Below are 18,386 nucleotides of genomic sequence, written 5' to 3' on the forward strand. Positions count from 1 at the left end.
CCCCCTCGCACAACACCATTCGAGTGACCGCCACGCGCGCGCACGGCACGCTGGCGGGTATGGACACCGCTGAAATCCTCCGACTGATCGAGAACCTGCTGCGCACCGGCACCGTTGCCGAGATCCAGCATGGCAAGCCGCCGCGCGTTCGCATCAAATCAGGCGGCCTCGACACCGACTGGCTACCCTGGGTTGAGCGCCGCGCGGGCGGCACGCGCACGTGGAGTCCACCGACCGTCGGCGAGCAGGTACTGCTCTTCTGCCCCAGCGGCGAGCCGCGCAACGGCATCGTGCTGTGCGGCATCCCCTCCGACGCTAACGACACCCCGAGCCACAGCCCGACCGAGACGGTCACCGAATATCCGGACGGCGCCACCGTTATCTACGACCATGCCGCCGGCATGTTGCGCGTGAAGGGTGTCACAACGGTTCTGGTGGAAGCCAGCACCCAGATCATTCAGCGCTGCCCCGACAACATCATCGACGGCAATCTCACGGTGAAGGGCCTCCTCTCCTACCAGAACGGCATTGCGGGCACGGGCGGCGCGAACGGCAACGTCATCACGGGGGACTTCAACCACCAGGATGGCAAGCTGTCGTCGAACGGCGTGGTGCTCGATGACCACGACCACGGCAACGTGCAGCCCGGTGGCGCCTGGACTGAGGGCACGCGATGACCTACCTCGGCCTGAACAGTGCAACCGGCCGCGCCATCAGCGATCTGGCGCATATCTGGCAGTCCATCCGCGACATTCTGACCACGCAGGAAGGCACCCGTGTCATGCGGCGCACCTACGGCTCCCAAGTGCCGATGCTGATCGACCAGCCCCTGAACGATGTCACGCGGCTGCGCGTCATGTCTGCTGCGGTTGCAGCCATTGTGAAATGGGAACCTCGGGTGCAAGTCAACTCCGCATCGTTCGTGATCGACGGAGAAGGCGCCATGACAGTGGATCTGGATGCTGATCGCGTCGACGGCGCCCGTGGCACACCGCTCGGCACGCTTTCCATTCCCTTGCGCGAGGCCAAGCCATGACAACGCCCATCGACCTCTCACGCCTGCCGGTGCCGGACGTGGTCGAGAACATCGACTACGAGACCATCGTTGCGGAACGCAAGGCGTACTACATCAGCCTCTACCCTGCCGACCAGCAAGCCGACGTTGCCAAGACGCTGGAACTCGAATCCGAGCCGGTGGTGAAGCTGATTGAAGAGAACGCCTACCGCGAGACCGTTCTGCGCCAGCGCGTCAATGACGCATCGCGCGCCCGCATGCTAGCCTATGCGAAGGGCAGTGATCTCGAACACGTTGCCGCCAACTACAACGTGGAACGCCTGGTGGTGACGCCCGAAGACGACGCCACCGAGCCGCCCACTGCGGCGGTGATGGAAGAGGACGATTCGCTGACCGAACGCACGCAGCTCGCATTTGAAGGGCTGTCCACGGCTGGGCCGCGCGAAGGCTACAAATTTCATGCGCGCAGCGCGGACGGACGTATCGCCGACGTCAGTGCAATCAGTCCGGCGCCGTGCGAAGTGGTCATTACGGTGCTCGGTATCGATGGCGACGGCAGCGTTGGGCAGGACGTGCTCGACAACGTCGCGGTTGCGCTATCCGATGAAGACGTCAGGCCCTTGGCGGACCGCCTGACGATCCAGTCTGCCCAGATCACGCACTACCAGATCGACGCCACCGTCTTCACAAAGACCAACGGCCCGGAGCGGGAGCCTGTATTGGCCGAGGCCGCGAAGCGGCTGGACACCTACCGGAAGGACAGCCGCCGGCTGGGACGCGACATCGACCGCTCGGCCATCAACAGCGCGCTGTTCGCCGAGGGCGTCTCGCGCGTCGAGATTCGGCTGCCTGCAGAAGATGTAGTGCTGGACGAGACGCAGGCGGCCTATTGCACAGGGGTGAACGTCATAGATGGGGGCGCCCGTGACTAAGCTCCTGCCTCCCAACGCCACGCCAGTGGAGCGGAACATCGCCACGGCCGGCGCAGCTATCGAGCGCATCCCGGTGCCCATTCGGGATCTGGGCGACGCCACGAAGTGTCCGGCTAGTGTCCTCCCCTTCCTTGCCTGGGAGCGCTCGGTGGATCGCTGGGATCCGAACTGGCCAGAAGGGACGAAGCGGGCGGTGATCGACGCTTCGTTCTTCGTGCATCAGCGCAAAGGCACTGTCGGGGCGATTCGCCGTGCCATTGAGCCTCTTGGTTACCTGATCCGCGTGGTGCCCTGGTACGACATGACGCCAGAGGGGGCGCGCGGCACCTTCCATCTCGACGTCGGCGTGATGGATACCGGCATCACCGAAGAAATGTATGCGGAACTGGAGCGCCTGATTGACGACGCCAAGCCGCTTTCCCGACACCTGACCGGTTTAGCCATCAGCGTCGAGACGCGCGGTGCCGTGCGCTACGCCGGCGCGCCGCTTCTCGGCGACGTCATTACCGTCTACCCCTATTCCCCGGAACCCGTCGAGGTCGCGGGTGCGTCGTTCTATGCCGGCGCTGCGCACCTTATCGACACGATTACCGTCAACCCTCTGTAAGCCATGGCGCAAACCTACTTCCTACTCCCTACCGCTGAAGGCGAGGCCAAGCTCGCCAATGCTCAGGCGCTCGGCGTCGCCCTGAAATTCACGGCGATGTCCGTTGGCGATGGCAACGGCGCGCTGCCTATCCCCACCCGTGACCGCAAGACGCTCATCAATGAGCGCCGTCGCGCCGCGATCAACTCGATCACGCAAGACGCAGCGAACCAGAGCCAATTCATCGCCGAGCAGGTCATCCCCGAGACTGAGGGCGGCTGGTGGATTCGCGAGGCCGGCATCCATTCCGAAGACGGCACCCTGTGCTACTACGCAAACATCCCAGAGACCTACAAGCCCGTGCTGGCCGAAGGCTCGGCGCGCACCCAAGTCATTCGCCTGGTCTGCCTCAACACCAGCGGCGCGACCGTCGAGCTGAAGGTGGATCCGTCCATCGTTCTTGCCACCCGGTCGTACGTTGACACGCAGATCGCGAGCGAGCTGGACAAGCGCGACGCGAAGCAATCTGCGCTTGTCGCCACCACAGGCCCTCTCGCCGCTCTCTCTGGCCTGCAAACCATCGACGCGATCGTATTGACCGCCGGTGCTCGCGTCCTGGTCAAAGACCAGGCCGCTGCGAAGGACAACGGGGTCTATGTCGCCGCCGCAGGCGCCTGGTCGCGCGCGACTGATGCGGACAGCGGCCTGGACGCGACCGCCGGCATGCTCGTGCCGATCGAACAAGGCGTCGTGAATGGTGACTCCGTCTGGCAGCTCACCACCGATGGCGCAATTATCGTCGGCGCGACGCCGCTCGCATTCAAACGCGTGGGGGCCGGGTACTTCGCGCCGCTCGAATCCCCGGACTTTTCCGGCATTCCCAAGGTCGACACCGCCCCCCTCGGAACGGCTACGCGCCAGGCCGCAAGCACGGCGTTCGTCGCCGCCGCGCTTGCCGCCTTGGTCAATGCGTCGCCGGCCCAGCTCGACACCCTCAACGAACTCGCCGCCGCCCTCGGCAACGACGCGAACTTCGCCGCAACCGTAACAGCCGCCCTTGCGCTCAAGGCCCCGCTGGCATCGCCAGATTTCACCGGCACGCCCACTTCAACGACGCCGTCTCAGTTTGACGTCACGAAGAAGATCGCGACGATGGAAGCCGTGAAGCGTGCCGGCCTGCAATCTTCCGCGTGGAATGTCGTTGCGGCGTCTGGCGCTATCCCGCTGGCGTATTGCGGTAGCACTATTGTTGTCGCCGCGTCGTCGGCCGTCGCGCTCACCCTTCCCGATGCGGCCGCCGTTCCGGCCGGTACGCGCCTCGAATTCCTGAGCGTTACCTCGCTGACTGCAACCCTGTCTCGCTCCGGCACAAACCTGATCTATGGCACGCCCGCAAGCGGGGTGACCTCGATTCCGCTGACCTACCTCAACGACCTGGTACTCGTCAGCAATGGCGCGAATTGGTACATCGTCGGCGGACGTGAGGCGCTCAGGTATTCCAGTACGTTCGCTGCGTCCCTCGCTGGAAATGGCTGGGAGAAGCGGCCGAGCGGGGTTGTGGAGCAATGGGGAACGGTCTCGACGGCCGCCGGCGGCGCCACCGTCACGTTCCCGACGTCCTTCCCCAACGGGGTTCTCGACGTGCTTGTTACGGCCAATGCCGCCGCAAGCGACTCGACTGTCAGCACGGGGCTATGGCAACCGTGGGGCTTCCCTGTTTATTCCTACTCGAATGGTTCGCCCGTTGGCATGACGGTCAACTGGCGCGCGCTCGGTTACTAAGGAGAGATCCGCCACATGTGGTTCTACAAACACCCCCGATTCTTTCATCCCGACATTTTCGGAGATGGGATTCCGAGCGATGCCGTAGAGGTGTCCGACGACGAGCACAAACTGCTTATGCAGGCCCAGCGGTCGCGCGGAGCCGCGATTGAGTCGGACCATAACGGCCGGCCGATTGCAGTAGACCCCGCCCCGCCCTCTCTCGGCCAAATCCGCCTTGCGCTGTGCGCGGCCATTGACGCCGCAGCAGACGCGGCCCGCGTGGCTGTCGCCGGCGATCCGCTGCGCGCGGCCGAATACCAGATCGCCGAGGCCGAGGCGAAGGCCTACCAGGCCGACGGCTACGCTGGCGAATGTCCGCCTAGCGTCAAAAGTTGGGCCGAGGCGAAGAACTGGACCGCGAAGCAAGCGGCCGATAACATCATCGCCGAGGCCGCTGCATGGAATTCCGCTCTCTACGCAATCCGCGATGCGCGGCTAAAGGCGAAGGAAGGCGTGCGCAATGCGCTGACGGCCGATGCCGCCGCCGCAATTGCCAACGCGGCAATCGACGGCATCAACGCCAAGGTCGCGAACCTCGGCAACGCTGCGAACTGACCATGCCGAGCGTGCGTGTCCTGTTCTCCACCACCCGGCTGCCCTTGTCGGTGGCCATTCGTGCCTTCACGTGGTCGCGCTGGTCGCATGTGGCCGTTGTCGATGGTGACAGTGTGATTGAAGCCGTGGCGCTTCACGGCGTGCGCCGTGCGCCGCTGGTCGATGCGCTTTCCCGGAGTGCAGACTTCGCGATAGCAGATCTTCCGGCGCGCGATCCACGGGCCGTGATCGACGCTGCGGCGTCCCAGCTCGGCAAGCCCTACGACTATTCGGCATTGGCAGGACTCGCACTGCGTCGGGACTGGCAGTCCGACGATGCGTGGTTCTGTTCCGAACTGGTGGCGTGGGCGTTTGATTCGGCTGGCCAGCCGCTCGTTCGGCCAGAGGTCCGCCGCCGCGTCTATCCCCAGCATCTCTGGATGCTGCCACCCGCAGAATCGTTGCCCATGTCATTGCGCGCCTGATGTTGTGCGCCGCAGGCGTACAACATCATTCGAGAGACAGCCTCGCGCGTGCGCAGCATCCTACCGGGACGATCCCACCATCGTCAGGATCACTCCCGGAGGACTGCATGCCATCTGACTACCACCACGGCGTACGTGTCGTTGAAATCAACGAAGGCACCCGCCCCATTCGTACCATCGCGACCGCCGTGCCCGGCATCGTCTGTACTGCTGAAGACGCGGACGCGACGGTCTTTCCCCTCAACAGGCCGGTACTGCTGACCAGCCCCATGTCGTCGCTCGGCAAAGCCGGTGACACGGGCACGCTTGCCAAGACGCTCGACGCCATCACCGACCAGGCGAACCCGATGACCGTGGTCGTGCGCGTGGCCAAGGGCGCGACCGACGCCGAGACCACCAGCAACCTGATCGGTGGCACCGATGCCAACGGCCGCTTCACCGGCATGAAGGCGCTGCTGTCGGCCAAGAACAGCCTGGGCGTCACGCCGCGCATTCTCGGCATTCCGGGCATGGACAGCCTGCCAGTGGCCACGGAGCTGGCCAGCATCGCGCAGAAGCTGCGCGCCTTCGCCTATGTGTCGGCGTTCGGGTGCGAGACCAAGGAAGAAGCCGTCGCCTACCGCGACAACTTCGGCCAGCGCGAGCTGATGACCATCTGGCCCGACTTCATCGGCTGGGACACGGTTTCCAACGCCGAGACCACGCTCTTTGCCACGGCGCGCGCTCTGGGCCTGCGTGCGAAGCTCGACAACGAAGTGGGCTGGCACAAGACGCTGTCGAATGTGGCCATCAACGGGGTGACGGGCCTGTCCAAGGACGTGTTCTGGGATCTGCAGGATCCGGCCACCGATGCGGGCTACCTGAACCAGAACGACGTCACCACCCTGATCAATTTTCAGGGCTTCCGCTTCTGGGGCTCGCGCACCTGCAGCTCCGATCCGCTCTTCCAGTTCGAGAACTACACGCGCACGGCGCAGGTACTGGCCGACACGATGGCAGAGGCGCACGCATGGGCCATGGATCTGCCGATGACGCCGTCGCTCGTGCGCGACATCGTGGAGGGTATCAACGGGAAGATGCGCTCGCTGACGCGCAACGGATACCTGCTCGGCGGGTCGGCCTGGTACGACCCGGAGTTCAACCCCAAGGACTCGCTCAAGGATGGCCAGCTCGGCATCGACTACGACTACACGCCGGTACCGCCGCTGGAAAACCTGACGTTGCGCCAGCGCATCACCGACCGATATCTCATGCAATTCGCGGAAGCCGTCAACGCGTAAGCGTGCGAGCTGCCAACACCTGAAAAGGAACTGCCATGGCAATGCCACGCAAACTCAAGAACTTCAATGTCTTCCACAACGGCGAGAGCTTTGTGGGAGAAAGCGAAGAGATCACGCTGCCGAAGCTGACCCGCAAGCTCGAAGAGTATCGGGCGGGCGGCATGAACGGTCCGGTCGATATCGATCTGGGCGCCGAGAAGATGGAGCTGGAAGCCACCTACGGCGGCCTCATGCGTGCGGTCTTCAAGGAATGGGGCATCACGTCTATCTCGGGCGTGCTGTTGCGCTTCGCTGGCGCATTCCAGCGTGACGACGATAGCGACACCGACTCCGTCGAGGTCATCGTTCGTGGCCGTCACACCGAACTGGATATGGGCAACGCCAAGGCTGGCGATAACAGCCAGTTCAAGGTCAAGACTTCGATCAGCTACTACAAGCTCAGCGTCAACGGCGAGGTCTGGTGTGAGATCGACCACGAGAACTTCATCGAAGTGATCTTCGGTGTGGATCGCCTGGCCGGGCAGCGCCGCGCCATGGGCCTGTAACGGGCCACACGTGGGCCGACCTTCGGGCTGGTCCATTCCTGCATACCTCTCTTCTTCCATTCCGACGCCATGACCCAACCGACCACTACCGATATCACCCTCGACCAACCGATCAAGCGCGGCGAGCAGACCATTACGGCCATCACTGTGCGCAAGCCCGGCTCGGGCGAGCTGCGCGGCTGCAGCCTGGTCGACCTGATGCGTATGGATGTGACCGCTCTGCACACCGTGTTACCGCGCATCACTACCCCGACGCTCACCCAGCACGACGTGAGCAAGCTGGATCCGGCGGACCTGACCCAGCTGGGAACGGCGGTGACCAGTTTTTTGCTGCCGAAGTCGGCCCGCGAGGAAAACTTCCAGACCGAGTCGAACACGCCATCGCAGACGTTGCAGTAATTTTTCACTGGCCCCCAGAGGTGATGTACGCCATGGGGGTCGCAGAGCTGATGGAATGGCGCGAGCGCGCCTACGAACGAAGCGGATCTGACGAATGAGCACACCCCGTAACCTCAGGCTGGAAGTCGTGCTGCAGGCCGTCGACCGCATGACGCGTCCATTCCGCGCCATCATGGGCAGCAGCTCTGACCTGGCCAAGGCGGTCAAGGCCACACGCGACCAGCTCAAGGATCTGAATCGGGCACAGGCGAACATCGACAGTTTCCGCAAGCTGTCCAAGGACGCCGCGATCACCGAGAACCAGTTGGGCGCCACGCAGGCGCGCGTGAAGGCACTGGCGCAGGAGATCGCGGCGGCGGACAAGCCCACAGCGGCCATATCGCGGGCCTTCCAGGCGGCGGTACGGGAGGCACAGGCGCTCAAGCAGCGCGGTGGCGAGCTGCAGCAGAACCTTGCTGCCGTGCGGGGCCGGCTCGATGCCGCCGGCATCAGCACGACGAACCTTGGCCAGGCGCAGCGCGACCTGCGGGGCCGCATCGACACCACCACGCAGGCGCTGGCGCAGCAGCAGGCCCAGCTCAGGGCGGTGGGAGAGCGTCACCGCGCATTGGCCGCCGCCCAGTCCCAGTACCAGAAGGGCATGGCCGCCAGAAATGCCATGCTCAACGCCGGCGCGTCCACTGCGGCGGCCGGCGGCATTGTGCTGACTCCCATCGCGAAGGCCGTCAAGGACTACGTCACATTCGAAGATGCGATGCTCGGCATTGCACGGCAGGTCGAAGGCGCGCGGGATCCCAGCGGGAAGCTGACCGACATCTACTACGACATGGCGCGACAGATCCGACAGCTCGGCAAGGAGCTGCCGATCCCCACAGCACAGATCGCCGAGATGGTGACGGCAGGTGCCCGCATGGAGGTGCCTCGTAACGAGCTGATCGAGTACACCCGCACAGTGGCGATGATGGCCACCGCTTTCGACGCGGTGCCGGACGAGATCGCGGAGAGCATGGGCAAGGTCGCCAAGAACTTCCGGATCCCGACCAACGCCATCATGGGGCTGGCCGACACGATCAACTATCTGGACGACAACGCGATCAGCAAGGGCAACGACATCATCAACGTCCTGAACCGCATCTCCGGCGTCGTGTCGGGTGTGGCCATGCCGGCGAAGGATGCCGCCGCCCTGGCCTCCACGCTGCTGACGCTGGGCGAGCGCACGGAGACGGCCGGTACCGCCATCAACGCCATCGTCCAGAAGTTCGCCGCTGCCGAGAAGGGCACGAAGAAGTTCCACGCTGCGGTGTCCGAAATCGGGCTGACCACTACCGAGATCCAGAAGGGCATGGCGACGAACGCCACGGGCACGCTGTTCAAGGTGATCGATGCGGTGCGCAAACTGCCGGCAGACAAGCGCATTGGCGTCATGGTCGAGCTGGTGGGCATGGAGCACTCGGACACGCTGGCCAAGCTGGTCGACAAGCCCGAAGAGTTCGACCGCCAGTTGAAGCTGGCCAACGGCTCGAAGGCCGAAGGCTCGATGTCGCGGGAGTTTTCCGCGCGTCAGGAGACCATCTCGGCGCGCTGGCAGCGCCTGCAGAACCAGATGTTCAACACCAGTAGCGCAGGCGGCGAAGTCCTGCGGTCAACGCTTGTCAGCCTGATGGACACCGTGGGCCGCCTGACGGACCGCTTCAATGCGTTCGCGGAGACGCATCCGCAGCTTGTCGGCTGGCTCATCAAGGGCGCTGCTGCGGTGGGCGTGCTGCTGACGGTGATGGGCGGCCTGACGCTGGCGCTCGCGGCCGTCCTCGGCCCGATGGTGATTGCCCGCTACGGCATGGCGATGCTCGGCATCCAGCTCGGTGGCGGCGTGGGCATCGTCGCGCGGCTGGCTGGCGCCTTCAACTTCCTGATGACGGTCTTCAGCTTCGTGGGGCGGGTGTTCCTCCTGAATCCCATTGGGCTGGCCGTGACGGCCATCGGCGTGGCCGCGTTCCTACTCATCAAGTATTGGGATCCCATCCGCAACTTCTTCACCGGCTTGTGGGCGCAGGTGACGACGGCGTTTCAAGGCGGGCTGGGCGGCATCGTTTCCCTGATCGCCAACTGGTCGCTGATGGGCGCGCTATACAACGTGGTGGCGCCGGTGCTCCGCTGGTTCGGCTTCGACCTGCCGGAGAAATTCAGCGAGTTCGGGGCCAACCTGCTGCAGGGGCTGGTCAACGGCATCACGAACCGCGTGGGCGCCGTGCGCGAGGCCATCGTGTCGGTAGGCGACAGCGTGGTGGGCTGGTTCAAGGAGAAGCTTGGTATCCACTCTCCCAGCCGCGTCTTTGCGGATCTGGGCGGCTACACCATGAGCGGGCTGGAGCAGGGCCTCGCGCAGAATCAGCGCGGCCCGCTTGACGTGGTCTCGAAGGTGGCCACGTCCATGGCCGGGATCGGCGCCGGCATTGCCATCGGTACTGGCTCGGCGGCCGCCGGCATCAGCATCGACAGCCGGCCGCCGATCTCGGCAGCCTCCCGCACCGGCGGCGCCCCAGTTGCAGCGCCCACAACACCTGTCGTCATCCACATTCACCCGCCCGCCGGGGCAGACGAGCAGCTGATCGCCCGCCTGGTGGCCGAGCGCATCGAGCGGCTGGAGGCACAGAAGAGCGCTCGCTCCCGGTCGCGGCTTACCGACAAGGATTGACCCATGATGATGGCTCTCGGGCTCTTCGTCTTCGCACTGGAGACGGCGCCCTATCAGGAATTCCAGCAGCAGATCGGCTGGCGGCACCCGTCGAACAACCGGGTGGGCCGCCGGCCCTCGCGGCAGTTCACCGGCCCTGACGACGAGACCGTGACGCTGTCGGGCGTGCTGCTGCCCGAAATCAGCGGCGGCGACAACACCATCGAGGTGCTGCGGGTAATGGGCGACCTCGGTCTGTCCTACGTGCTGATCGAGGGCTCAGGGCATTATTACGGCATGTTCGAAATCGACTCTCTGGCGGTGACCCGTACCCTTTTCTTCAAGGACGGAAAGGCGCGCCGGATCGAGTTCTCGCTGAAGCTGACGCGCGTGGACAGCAAGCTCGAAGAGATCATTGGCGAAGCGGTCATGAACCTGGCCTCCAGCGTCGCTTCCAGTCTCCTCTAAACGCCATGGAACTATCCACCGTATTGGAGTCCATCGTCAGCAAGGCCGCGGTGCCCGTGTATCGGCTGCGGCAAGGCCCGAAGGACATCACCAACCGCTTCGCAGGCCGCCTCATTTCGCTGACGCTCACCGACAACCGCGGCTTCGAGGCCGACCAGCTTGATATCGAGCTGGATGATGCAGACGGCATGCTTGCGCTACCTGACAAGGGCACCACGCTATCGCTTGGGATCGGCTGGCAGGACACGGGCGTGGTCGACAAGGGCCAGTACAAGGTGGACGAGCTGGAGCATTCAGGGCCACCCGACCGGCTGACCATCCGTGCGCGCAGCGTTGACCTGGCCAGCGGCATGTCCACCCGTAAGGAGCGCTCGTTTCGTGGCCAGACCGTCGGCGCCATCGTGGGCGGCATTGCGGCCAAGAATGCGCTGACTCATGTGGTGTCCCCCTCGCTGCTGGGGCTGGTGATCGACCACATCGACCAGACAGGCGAATCCGATGCCAACTTCCTGACTCGCCTGGCCAAGGACCACGATGCCATCGCTACGGTGAAGGCCGGGAGGCTGCTGTTCATCAAGACAGGCGGTGCGCAGAGCGCCACGGGGATCAAGCTGCCCACGGTGGAAATCACGCGCGCCAGTGGCGATACCCACAGCTTCCTGATCGCCGACCGGGAGAACTACAACGGCGTGAAGGCGTACTACCAGGACGCGCGGCGCGCGGTGAAGGGCGAGGTGGTGATCGATGCGTCCAACGCGGTGAAGGTGGTCACCAAGCCGGCGCCGACGAAGAAGCGCAAGAAGGGGCCGAAGAAGACGGTGGCCGATGTGATGGCCAACCCCAACCCGGACAATGTGAAGGTGTTGCGCCACACCTACGCGTCGAAGACCAACGCCGAGCGCGCGGCGCGCGCGGAGTGGCAACGCATCCAGCGCGGTGTGGCATCGTTCCGCATGACGCTCGCACGCGGCCGGGCGGAGTTGTTTCCCGAGCTGCCCGCCGTGGTGCGCGGGTGGAAGCCGCAGATCGACAGCACGCGCTGGATCATCACCAGGGTCACGCACAACCTGTCAGACCATGGTTACACGACAACGTTGGAGCTTGAGATCAAACCAACGGTGCTGGACGAGAGTCGGGACTAGGTAAGGCGATGTCTCTGAGGACAGCGTGACACAATGTGATTTCCTTCCGGCTCACCGATCCGTCATGCCTCCTATTTTTCCACCCCCGCATTGGGGGAAAGATGCTCTCTCCGCCTACTCCACCGCGGCTTTCCAGAACCAGTTCGCTACGTTCGTACACGCTTCGCGGTGGTACGCCCTGCTGAGTTCAATCGATGCCACCCTGAGCGCTTGCACCGGAAAAGCCATGGGCGGAATCCTTCATGCATCCGAGCCGGTTGGGAGGCTTCTCTTTCATCAGGCGCATAGCCTGTATCGCGCTGCAGCACTATCAGCGATAAGTGGTCATTGCCTGGCAGCGTACCCGAGCGGACGTTCGTCACTCGAAGCAGCATGCTACGGCTGGCACTTCCTGCAAGATCCCTCGGCGGCCCAGAGGTGGGAAAGCAAGCCAGATCGTAAGGACAGGGCGGCCCTCAGAGATTGGAACAACGAATTCTCGGTAAGCGGTATTTGCAAGCAGTTGGAGCAACAAGACCAAGGAGCACCGGTCTGGGCGCGTCACTTATATCAATTAGCGATAGACAGCGGAGCACACCCGAACCAGCAAGGCGTGTTTGGCAACATGGCAATGGAACGGTTCGATGATGGCGGCATGCGAATAGGGATGAACTATCTCCATGGCTGGGGTCCCGTTCTCGTGGCTACAGCCAAGTTCGTCGCTGAAATTGGGATGTTTGCCGTCAGGCTTTATGTGTTGACGATGCCTGCCGGGGCGGAACGCGATGAGCTGCAGCACGACCTCGATCGCTCCAGCCAAGAGCTATCCAAATTGAGTGCGGCCGACCTGCCACTATTTGAAGCTGCTACGCAGGGAACGTGAGAAATGCCGAAACCTCAGCCGCGAATCGAAGTGTTGTAAGTGCAGTCTGCACAACACCGTTGAAGTGCATCTATCGCGCGCGCGCCGCATCATTGCTCTGCTCTGCAACTCGTGACGCGCTCCTTGGCGCAAGCGGGAACAGGGGCCTCGCAAGAGGTGCGTCGGCATAAGAGCCGGCGCCGGGAAAAAGACGCGGCGACGTGGTCGGTGTTGGAGCACCGGCCCCGCCCCGTTCCAGCAGATGCAGCCTGCCAGTTCGGCCAGGGCCGCGCCACCTCGCGAGGCGCCGGCATCCTAGCACATCGCTGGAAGAGCAAAGAAATGCAGGAAATTCGCTGCGGTAGCTGCAACCGTAAGCTGGGCATGGGCGAGTACGTTCGCCTGGCCATCAAGTGCCCGCGATGCGGCACGATGAATCAACTGAGGGCCGAGCGCCCCGCACCAGAAAGCCCGCGAGCTTCGTGTACTGGAGATGCCATCCATGAACCCGACCGCCAACGCGCCGGCTCAACTCGACTGCCTGTATCGCAGCAACGCACTGGACATGCTGCGCGGCCTGCCTGACAAGTCCGTCGACCTGTTCTTCACGGATCCGCCCTACTCGTCGGGCGGTCTGCATGCGAGTACTCGCGCGCAGTCGCCCGGCAGCAAATACATCGGTGGCGACGTGAAGACCGTCTATCCCGAGTTCCACCACGACAACAAGGATCAGCGGTCATGGACGTTCTGGTGCATGAGCTGGCTGGGCGAAGCGTTCCGGGCCGCGAAGGATAGCGGCCAGCTCGTCTGCTTTGTGGACTGGCGCCAGCTCCCGAGCCTGACCGATGCCATTCAGGGCGCGGGTTTCATCTGGCGCAGCATTGCCGTGTGGGACAAGATGTCCGGCGGCGCGCGGCCTCGTATGGGTGGATTCTCCCAGCAGGCGGAATTCATGGTGTGGGCAACGAAGGGGGCCGTGCCGACCGATCACAAGGTGCATCTGCCCGGCGTGTTCTCCGAACGGTTGCCGCGCCCGAAGCGCCATATGACGGAGAAGCCGATGGGGCTGGCGCGCGAGGTGGCCCGATTGGTGCCGCCGGGAAGCGTTGTGTGCGACCCGTTCGCCGGATCGGGCACTTTCCTTGTCGCAGCTAAAGAGGCCGGCCATCGGTGGGTTGGCTGCGAACTGGAGCCGAGTTACCACCAGACCGCGAATAATCGCCTGCTAGCAGCCTCGCCCCTTGGCGGCCTGACTTAGTTGCGCGGATTTGATCGGCTACCGCCAGCTATCCGCCCCCCCAGTCCGAACCGCATCCCGTCGGGATGGTGCGCTCGCAAGCAACGTGCCGATGTATTAGTAGTAATTCGCTGCGTTCAGCCTTCGTGCTCTCCGCTGATGCGGATCGGACTGCCACTCATAGTGTGCCGATCAATATCGTCATACCAGCCGTTTGACCCCATTTTTGTCGAATCCCACCCGAATGGGGGGTGATGGCCGACTCAAAACGTGACGTTGCCTAGGGGAAAATACAGCGTATTCAAGGTAGGATCTCGCCTTGCTAAGCAAAACTAGCCAACTGATGGCGCGCTTTCTGAAAAGACGGCTGCCAGAGTTCACGGTGACCCGCCATCAATTCAAAAAAACCAAATGAAAAGAAGGACCTACTGGGACTTTCTTGAGGGGTTGAAGCATGAGTGCATGGAAAACGAAAGTACTGCCGACCACGTGGCGTGCCATTGGCCAATACAGATGCTCTTCAATGTCTCCGCGTCAATCAATTCGCAGTTTTTCGTTCGCTGAATGTTCAGCGGGAGGACGTCGCCATGGTAACTAAGAAGGCGGCATCCTCTAACGAGGACTACATCACAGTTTCCTCGAAGTTTGTGCATCTGGATGGGGACAATCCACGGCACGATCCGCTCGAGCGCGAACCCGACATCATTGCGAAGTTGTGCGATTCCCAGTTGGTCGCCTTGGCGACGGACATCGCCAAGATCGGCTCCCTCAGTCCGTTGGAGATACTTGGTGTCATCAAGTCCGAGGGACTGCCAGGTCACTATGTCGCTCTTGAGGGCAACCGTCGCACATGCGCGATTGTGCTGCTCTCGGATCCGAGCCGTGCACCATCGGAGTATCGGGAGACCTTCCGACGATTAGCCAAGGAAGGAAACATTCCGCGCGAGCTGCGCATCTTTGTGTTTCCGGACCGCGCGACCGCGCAACCCTGGATTGATCGACGCCATCTCGGCGCACAGGGGGGAGTCGGCACGCGTGAATGGGACTCCGACTCCAAGGCCCGCGCCGCCAAGCGTACGGCTGCTAAAACGACAGCAAAGGCGGATGTTCTGGCTCTTGCTGTCCGGGACCGCCTTGTTGACGTCGGGTTGCTGGATGCAGAGCAGCGCGCGATGGTCAGCATTACGACGCTTTCACGCTATCTCAACAACACCAGTCGTCGGGCGATATTGGGCGTTAAAGGTGTCGATGAAGAGGGTCGCCTGATTTACACCCACGCCTCTTCCGAGGTGGATCAAGCCTTGCTTCAAATGGTGCTTGATAGCCTTCCGGCGCCAGATAGAAAACAAGCTCCTGTGCACTCGCGTTCGGATGCCGCCGAAAGAGACGCGTACGTACAGCGCTTAGCGGCCAGCGGGAGAGTCCCCACTACCCCATTGGCACAGCCGGCGACACCTGCTGTCGCTCCTTCGCCCGTTGCGGGTCCGAAGGCATCCGCGTCTAAATCGCGAAGCTCGGCCAATCCGGCAAACCGCAACAAGCTGATGCAATCGAGCTTCACGGTGAAGTCGAAAGACAAGACGCTGTTGCGCCTGCGTAGTGAGATGTTGCGCTTGCCGATCGAAGAGCATGAGTTTGCGGCGAACTATCTGCTTCGTGCATTCGTGGAACGGGTATTGGTTCTCTATTACCGGCGGAATGATCCCAAGCGTCCCGACTTAACCGACTTTGAAATGGCTCAAGCCTGTGCAGCTGACGCTAAAGCAGAGGGTGCGCCGCGCAAGGTCCTGCAAGTACTAAACCAGAACGCCACGAAGAAGCCGCCTATCCCTCATAGCGTGCACACGCTGGGCACTGCAGTGCACCTTGGAACGATACCAGTACGTCGCCACTTGGTGGCAGCCTTCGATACTTGGGAGCCGGCTCTCGCATACATGCTCGATGCCATGTAGTCCGCCTACGGCGCTGGCCAGCCGCTGACAAAATTGATATGGTGTCGAACTATGCCTACAACAGACTCTCCTTTGCGCTATCCCGGGGGCAAGACACAGCTTGCCCCGTTCGTGCTTGATTTAGCAAAAGCCAACGATGTCTTGCGAGGCGTCTATGCGGAACCGTTCGCCGGTGGGGCCGGCATTGCATGGCGGCTCTTGCTCAATGGCGATATGACAGAAGTCTGGCTAAATGATATCGATCCTGCCATTTCTGCGTTCTGGCATGTCGTCGTACACGAGCCAGATACGCTGTGCGAGAAAATTCTCAAGACTGCGATCACAATCCCGGAATGGCATAAGCAGCGAGCCATCCTTTTCGACTCCTCAGCCGACGTTCAGGCGCTCGCGTTCGCCACGCTGTTTTTGAATCGAACAAATCGCTCCGGAATACTGAAAGGCGGCGTGATCGGTGGCAAGAGTCAAACGGGGAATTATGCGCTGGACTGCCGATTTAACAGGGCCGAATTGATCCAGAAGATTCAGCGCATTCATGCGTACAAAGAGGTCATCCACCTTAGTCAGTTCGACGCGGAACGATGCCTCAGAGATTGGAGCAAACGCCTGCCTAAGCGAGCGCTGCTCAACATTGATCCTCCGTACTTTGCGCAAGGGAAGGATCTGTACTTGAGCTTCTATGAGCCAACGGATCATGCCAGGCTCGCGAAGCTTGTGCGCGGCTTGAAGTGTCCATGGATGCTGACCTACGACGATGTGCCCGAAATCGAAGCGCTGTACAACGGCATGCCCATCTATCGGAAAGGCTTGACGTATTACGCACAGGTAAAGCGCAAAGCCTCCGAACTATTGGTCCTGTCCAAAAAACTCGTCGCGCCTGCCGGCCTCGTGGCATGCGACGTTTGACGAGTCCGAAGCAGTAATCTGACGCACGCCAGCCCGCCACTGTGGCTGGCGTTGCTTTGCAAAAGCGCCCGTGATAATGACCGGTTGCAGAGCGGATCGAGCGCTCTGCCAACGAGAGCGTCCTTGATGCTTCCACGCTTTCAACCGCGACGCTAACTCTCCCGACTGTCGCCCTGCCCTCCAAGATCGCGCGCCGGAGCCCAATATGGATGCGCATGTGTATTCAGATCATGGATGCACTCGTACACGCTTTGCGTTCCCATGGTGGCTACCGCGCCGACTGAAAAGTCCTTCCCTTCCCATCTGCAATGCAAAGGAGGCGCTTGATTCAGAATGGCGGCGGCGCCCAGCGCAATGACAAGGCTCGCTACGGCCGCACAGGCGGGAATTAGCCATCGGCGTGGGACGGCGAGCCATTTTCGGATACCGCCGGTCCCTGCGCCGCCGTAGTCCTCCAACAGGATGCGGTAGACGGCATCGGGTTTAATGCCTTCGGCCGCGGCCACGTCTTCCACCCGACGGGCAAAGCAGGCGCGCTCGCGCATCGACAGCTGCTGCTCCGCTACTTGCGTGTTCAGTGTCACGTTGTTGACCTGGTGAAACGTTTGTGGCGCCGTGAAGGTGGCGCTCCCACCGATGACCTGACCCACTTCCCCGTCGAACTTAAAACGCGTGTCCATTCTCGTTGTGAGACGGTCGCGCGGGATCGGTTGTGCGTGCCTCTACGCCACCGTCACCTTCTGGTTATTGCGGTAGAAGCGGTATTCAACGGCAGGGGAGCGCCGCTTGTAAGTGCCACCTGAGGGGTATTGCGCAGCCGCTTCGCGGGTCAGTCCGCCTTGGCCTTGCGCTTCGCCTTGCCGCTGACTTTGATCGTGAGGGCTTCGTTCTGGTGATAGTCGCCCTGGTTGACGCTACCGACCCCGCCTTTGAAGACCATTTCCGTGCGGTGCTTCGTCTCCGCCGCTGGCTGCATGCCACCGATCAGCGCCAAGACTCCGGCCCGTCCGCGTGCGTCGAGCTGCCGATAGCCACCGAGGATCATTTCCTCGTCGGGGGAAAGCAGCGCCGGCATGCGCTTGCCGATGGCGACATAGAGCGGGTCAACGCCGGCACTTGCCCACGCGGCAAGCGCTGCAAGGTCCGGAATGCGTTCGCCCCGCAGGTAGTTGCCGTAGGCAGATGCGGACACGTTCCCGGCCTGCGCCATTTCCCCTTTCTTCAGGCCCAGCCGCACTCGCTCTTCTTCGAGGCGGCCTGCCACTCCCAAAATAGCCACATTCATGCAAATTCCTTGACCAATTGCACGTTTGTGCAGATAATTCACTTGTGCAACGCTAACTCACACAAGTATATCCGCCATGACACAAGCCAAAACGCCCCGGACCCGTTCCCCTCGCGGCGTGCTCAGCGACAAGCCGGTATGCGTCCGCTTGCTCCCAGCAGAGCGGAAGAAGCTGGAACAGCTCGCCGTCAAGGAGAACCGTTCCGTGTCGAGCCTGGCCCGTCTGGTGTTGCTTGAGGGCCTTGCCGTCTACGAGAGCCGCTCGTCCTGAGCGTCGTCACCAT

22 protein-coding genes are annotated in these 18,386 nt (G+C 62.5%); 20 read left to right on the top strand and 2 right to left on the bottom strand.

The genetic code is table 11. The annotated features are described in order from the left end of the window. Window positions 1–23: 23 nt before the first annotated feature. The 19 genes from AC3WRI_RS16095 (at window position 24) to AC3WRI_RS16185 (ending at window position 16,817) form a co-directional block, all read left to right on the top strand. Window positions 24–677: a phage baseplate assembly protein V gene (locus AC3WRI_RS16095; protein ID WP_492293539.1), complete on the top strand. Its 654-nt coding sequence runs from the start codon at window positions 24–26 to the stop codon at window positions 675–677. Beyond that, on the top strand, window positions 674–1,036 hold the full coding sequence (locus AC3WRI_RS16100) for a GPW/gp25 family protein (RefSeq protein ID WP_492293540.1): 363 nt from the start codon (window positions 674–676) through the stop codon (window positions 1,034–1,036). Before AC3WRI_RS16095 ends, AC3WRI_RS16100 begins: the two co-directional genes overlap by 4 nt. Further along, complete coding sequence (locus tag AC3WRI_RS16105) at window positions 1,033–1,947, top strand: baseplate J/gp47 family protein (protein ID WP_492293541.1); 915 nt, start codon at window positions 1,033–1,035, stop codon at window positions 1,945–1,947. The genes AC3WRI_RS16100 and AC3WRI_RS16105 overlap by 4 nt, the downstream gene beginning before the upstream one ends. Further along, entirely contained in the window at window positions 1,940–2,554 is a 615-nt protein-coding gene (locus tag AC3WRI_RS16110) for a phage tail protein I (protein WP_492293542.1), read from the top strand. The genes AC3WRI_RS16105 and AC3WRI_RS16110 overlap by 8 nt, the downstream gene beginning before the upstream one ends. Window positions 2,555–2,557: 3 nt before the next feature. Continuing rightward, a complete protein-coding gene (locus tag AC3WRI_RS16115) occupies window positions 2,558–4,315 on the top strand; it encodes a phage tail protein (RefSeq protein ID WP_492293543.1) in 1,758 nt (585 codons plus the stop codon). A gap of 15 nt (window positions 4,316–4,330) precedes the next feature. Continuing rightward, the gene (locus AC3WRI_RS16120) at window positions 4,331–4,912 is read left to right on the top strand and encodes a hypothetical protein (RefSeq protein ID WP_492293544.1); all 582 of its coding nucleotides are present in this window, start codon (window positions 4,331–4,333) and stop codon (window positions 4,910–4,912) included. A 2-nt stretch (window positions 4,913–4,914) separates the two neighbouring features. Beyond that, entirely contained in the window at window positions 4,915–5,376 is a 462-nt protein-coding gene (locus AC3WRI_RS16125) for a YiiX/YebB-like N1pC/P60 family cysteine hydrolase (protein WP_492293545.1), read from the top strand. A 107-nt stretch (window positions 5,377–5,483) separates the two neighbouring features. Continuing rightward, a complete protein-coding gene (locus tag AC3WRI_RS16130; RefSeq protein WP_477136901.1) occupies window positions 5,484–6,656 on the top strand; it encodes a phage tail sheath protein in 1,173 nt (390 codons plus the stop codon). A gap of 35 nt (window positions 6,657–6,691) precedes the next feature. Next, the gene (locus AC3WRI_RS16135) at window positions 6,692–7,201 is read left to right on the top strand and encodes a phage major tail tube protein (protein WP_477136902.1); all 510 of its coding nucleotides are present in this window, start codon (window positions 6,692–6,694) and stop codon (window positions 7,199–7,201) included. A gap of 69 nt (window positions 7,202–7,270) precedes the next feature. Beyond that, window positions 7,271–7,600: a phage tail assembly protein gene (locus AC3WRI_RS16140; protein ID WP_492293547.1), complete on the top strand. Its 330-nt coding sequence runs from the start codon at window positions 7,271–7,273 to the stop codon at window positions 7,598–7,600. A 32-nt stretch (window positions 7,601–7,632) separates the two neighbouring features. Then, window positions 7,633–7,698, top strand: coding sequence for a GpE family phage tail protein (locus tag AC3WRI_RS16145; protein WP_455154977.1), 66 nt, complete (start codon window positions 7,633–7,635; stop codon window positions 7,696–7,698). After that, window positions 7,695–10,295, top strand: coding sequence for a phage tail tape measure protein (locus tag AC3WRI_RS16150; RefSeq protein WP_492293549.1), 2,601 nt, complete (start codon window positions 7,695–7,697; stop codon window positions 10,293–10,295). Before AC3WRI_RS16145 ends, AC3WRI_RS16150 begins: the two co-directional genes overlap by 4 nt. A gap of 3 nt (window positions 10,296–10,298) precedes the next feature. After that, the gene (locus AC3WRI_RS16155) at window positions 10,299–10,742 is read left to right on the top strand and encodes a phage tail protein (protein ID WP_492293551.1); all 444 of its coding nucleotides are present in this window, start codon (window positions 10,299–10,301) and stop codon (window positions 10,740–10,742) included. A 5-nt stretch (window positions 10,743–10,747) separates the two neighbouring features. Then, entirely contained in the window at window positions 10,748–11,884 is a 1,137-nt protein-coding gene (locus AC3WRI_RS16160; protein ID WP_492293552.1) for a phage late control D family protein, read from the top strand. Window positions 11,885–12,110: 226 nt separating this feature from the next. Then, complete coding sequence (locus AC3WRI_RS16165) at window positions 12,111–12,746, top strand: hypothetical protein (protein ID WP_492293554.1); 636 nt, start codon at window positions 12,111–12,113, stop codon at window positions 12,744–12,746. Window positions 12,747–13,109: 363 nt separating this feature from the next. Beyond that, window positions 13,110–13,310 carry a Com family DNA-binding transcriptional regulator gene (locus AC3WRI_RS16170; protein ID WP_477136940.1) on the top strand — a complete coding sequence of 67 codons (201 nt, stop codon included), beginning with the start codon at window positions 13,110–13,112 and terminating at the stop codon, window positions 13,308–13,310. Then, window positions 13,228–13,983, top strand: a complete 756-nt coding sequence (locus AC3WRI_RS16175) for a DNA-methyltransferase (RefSeq protein WP_492293556.1) — start codon at window positions 13,228–13,230, stop codon at window positions 13,981–13,983. The genes AC3WRI_RS16170 and AC3WRI_RS16175 overlap by 83 nt, the downstream gene beginning before the upstream one ends. A gap of 566 nt (window positions 13,984–14,549) precedes the next feature. Continuing rightward, on the top strand, window positions 14,550–15,914 hold the full coding sequence (locus AC3WRI_RS16180) for a hypothetical protein (protein ID WP_492293558.1): 1,365 nt from the start codon (window positions 14,550–14,552) through the stop codon (window positions 15,912–15,914). Window positions 15,915–15,965: 51 nt separating this feature from the next. Continuing rightward, window positions 15,966–16,817: a DNA adenine methylase gene (locus tag AC3WRI_RS16185; RefSeq protein ID WP_477136910.1), complete on the top strand. Its 852-nt coding sequence runs from the start codon at window positions 15,966–15,968 to the stop codon at window positions 16,815–16,817. Between the two features lie 152 nt (window positions 16,818–16,969). Here the strand turns inward: AC3WRI_RS16185 and AC3WRI_RS16190 are convergent, their stop codons facing one another. After that, window positions 16,970–17,497: a hypothetical protein gene (locus AC3WRI_RS16190; protein WP_492293560.1), complete on the bottom strand. Its 528-nt coding sequence runs from the start codon at window positions 17,495–17,497 to the stop codon at window positions 16,970–16,972. A 149-nt stretch (window positions 17,498–17,646) separates the two neighbouring features. Next, on the bottom strand, window positions 17,647–18,102 hold the full coding sequence (locus AC3WRI_RS16195; RefSeq protein ID WP_492293562.1) for a helix-turn-helix domain-containing protein: 456 nt from the start codon (window positions 18,100–18,102) through the stop codon (window positions 17,647–17,649). A 76-nt stretch (window positions 18,103–18,178) separates the two neighbouring features. On the opposite strand from AC3WRI_RS16195, the gene AC3WRI_RS16200 reads away from it, so the two are divergent. Then, the gene (locus tag AC3WRI_RS16200; protein ID WP_492293564.1) at window positions 18,179–18,373 is read left to right on the top strand and encodes a hypothetical protein; all 195 of its coding nucleotides are present in this window, start codon (window positions 18,179–18,181) and stop codon (window positions 18,371–18,373) included. Window positions 18,374–18,386 lie beyond the last annotated feature (13 nt).

The sequence above is a fragment of the Cupriavidus sp. FW305-27 genome (assembly GCF_058787995.1).

What these genes read in the sequence shown, in the direction of transcription:
- AC3WRI_RS16100 (WP_492293540.1), top strand. Translation starts at nt 674, where the DNA reads ATGACCTACCTCGGCCTGAACAGTGCAACCGGCCGCGCCATCAGCGAT.
- AC3WRI_RS16105 (WP_492293541.1), top strand. Translation starts at nt 1,033, where the DNA reads ATGACAACGCCCATCGACCTCTCACGCCTGCCGGTGCCGGACGTGGTC.
- AC3WRI_RS16115 (WP_492293543.1), top strand. Translation starts at nt 2,558, where the DNA reads ATGGCGCAAACCTACTTCCTACTCCCTACCGCTGAAGGCGAGGCCAAG.
- AC3WRI_RS16120 (WP_492293544.1), top strand. Translation starts at nt 4,331, where the DNA reads ATGTGGTTCTACAAACACCCCCGATTCTTTCATCCCGACATTTTCGGA.
- AC3WRI_RS16125 (WP_492293545.1), top strand. Translation starts at nt 4,915, where the DNA reads ATGCCGAGCGTGCGTGTCCTGTTCTCCACCACCCGGCTGCCCTTGTCG.
- AC3WRI_RS16130 (WP_477136901.1), top strand. Translation starts at nt 5,484, where the DNA reads ATGCCATCTGACTACCACCACGGCGTACGTGTCGTTGAAATCAACGAA.
- AC3WRI_RS16135 (WP_477136902.1), top strand. Translation starts at nt 6,692, where the DNA reads ATGGCAATGCCACGCAAACTCAAGAACTTCAATGTCTTCCACAACGGC.
- AC3WRI_RS16140 (WP_492293547.1), top strand. Translation starts at nt 7,271, where the DNA reads ATGACCCAACCGACCACTACCGATATCACCCTCGACCAACCGATCAAG.
- AC3WRI_RS16150 (WP_492293549.1), top strand. Translation starts at nt 7,695, where the DNA reads ATGAGCACACCCCGTAACCTCAGGCTGGAAGTCGTGCTGCAGGCCGTC.
- AC3WRI_RS16155 (WP_492293551.1), top strand. Translation starts at nt 10,299, where the DNA reads ATGATGATGGCTCTCGGGCTCTTCGTCTTCGCACTGGAGACGGCGCCC.
- AC3WRI_RS16160 (WP_492293552.1), top strand. Translation starts at nt 10,748, where the DNA reads ATGGAACTATCCACCGTATTGGAGTCCATCGTCAGCAAGGCCGCGGTG.
- AC3WRI_RS16165 (WP_492293554.1), top strand. Translation starts at nt 12,111, where the DNA reads ATGGGCGGAATCCTTCATGCATCCGAGCCGGTTGGGAGGCTTCTCTTT.
- AC3WRI_RS16170 (WP_477136940.1), top strand. Translation starts at nt 13,110, where the DNA reads ATGGGCGAGTACGTTCGCCTGGCCATCAAGTGCCCGCGATGCGGCACG.
- AC3WRI_RS16175 (WP_492293556.1), top strand. Translation starts at nt 13,228, where the DNA reads ATGAACCCGACCGCCAACGCGCCGGCTCAACTCGACTGCCTGTATCGC.
- AC3WRI_RS16180 (WP_492293558.1), top strand. Translation starts at nt 14,550, where the DNA reads ATGGTAACTAAGAAGGCGGCATCCTCTAACGAGGACTACATCACAGTT.
- AC3WRI_RS16185 (WP_477136910.1), top strand. Translation starts at nt 15,966, where the DNA reads ATGCCTACAACAGACTCTCCTTTGCGCTATCCCGGGGGCAAGACACAG.
- AC3WRI_RS16190 (WP_492293560.1), bottom strand. Translation starts at nt 17,497, where the DNA reads ATGGACACGCGTTTTAAGTTCGACGGGGAAGTGGGTCAGGTCATCGGT.
- AC3WRI_RS16195 (WP_492293562.1), bottom strand. Translation starts at nt 18,102, where the DNA reads ATGAATGTGGCTATTTTGGGAGTGGCAGGCCGCCTCGAAGAAGAGCGA.
- AC3WRI_RS16200 (WP_492293564.1), top strand. Translation starts at nt 18,179, where the DNA reads ATGACACAAGCCAAAACGCCCCGGACCCGTTCCCCTCGCGGCGTGCTC.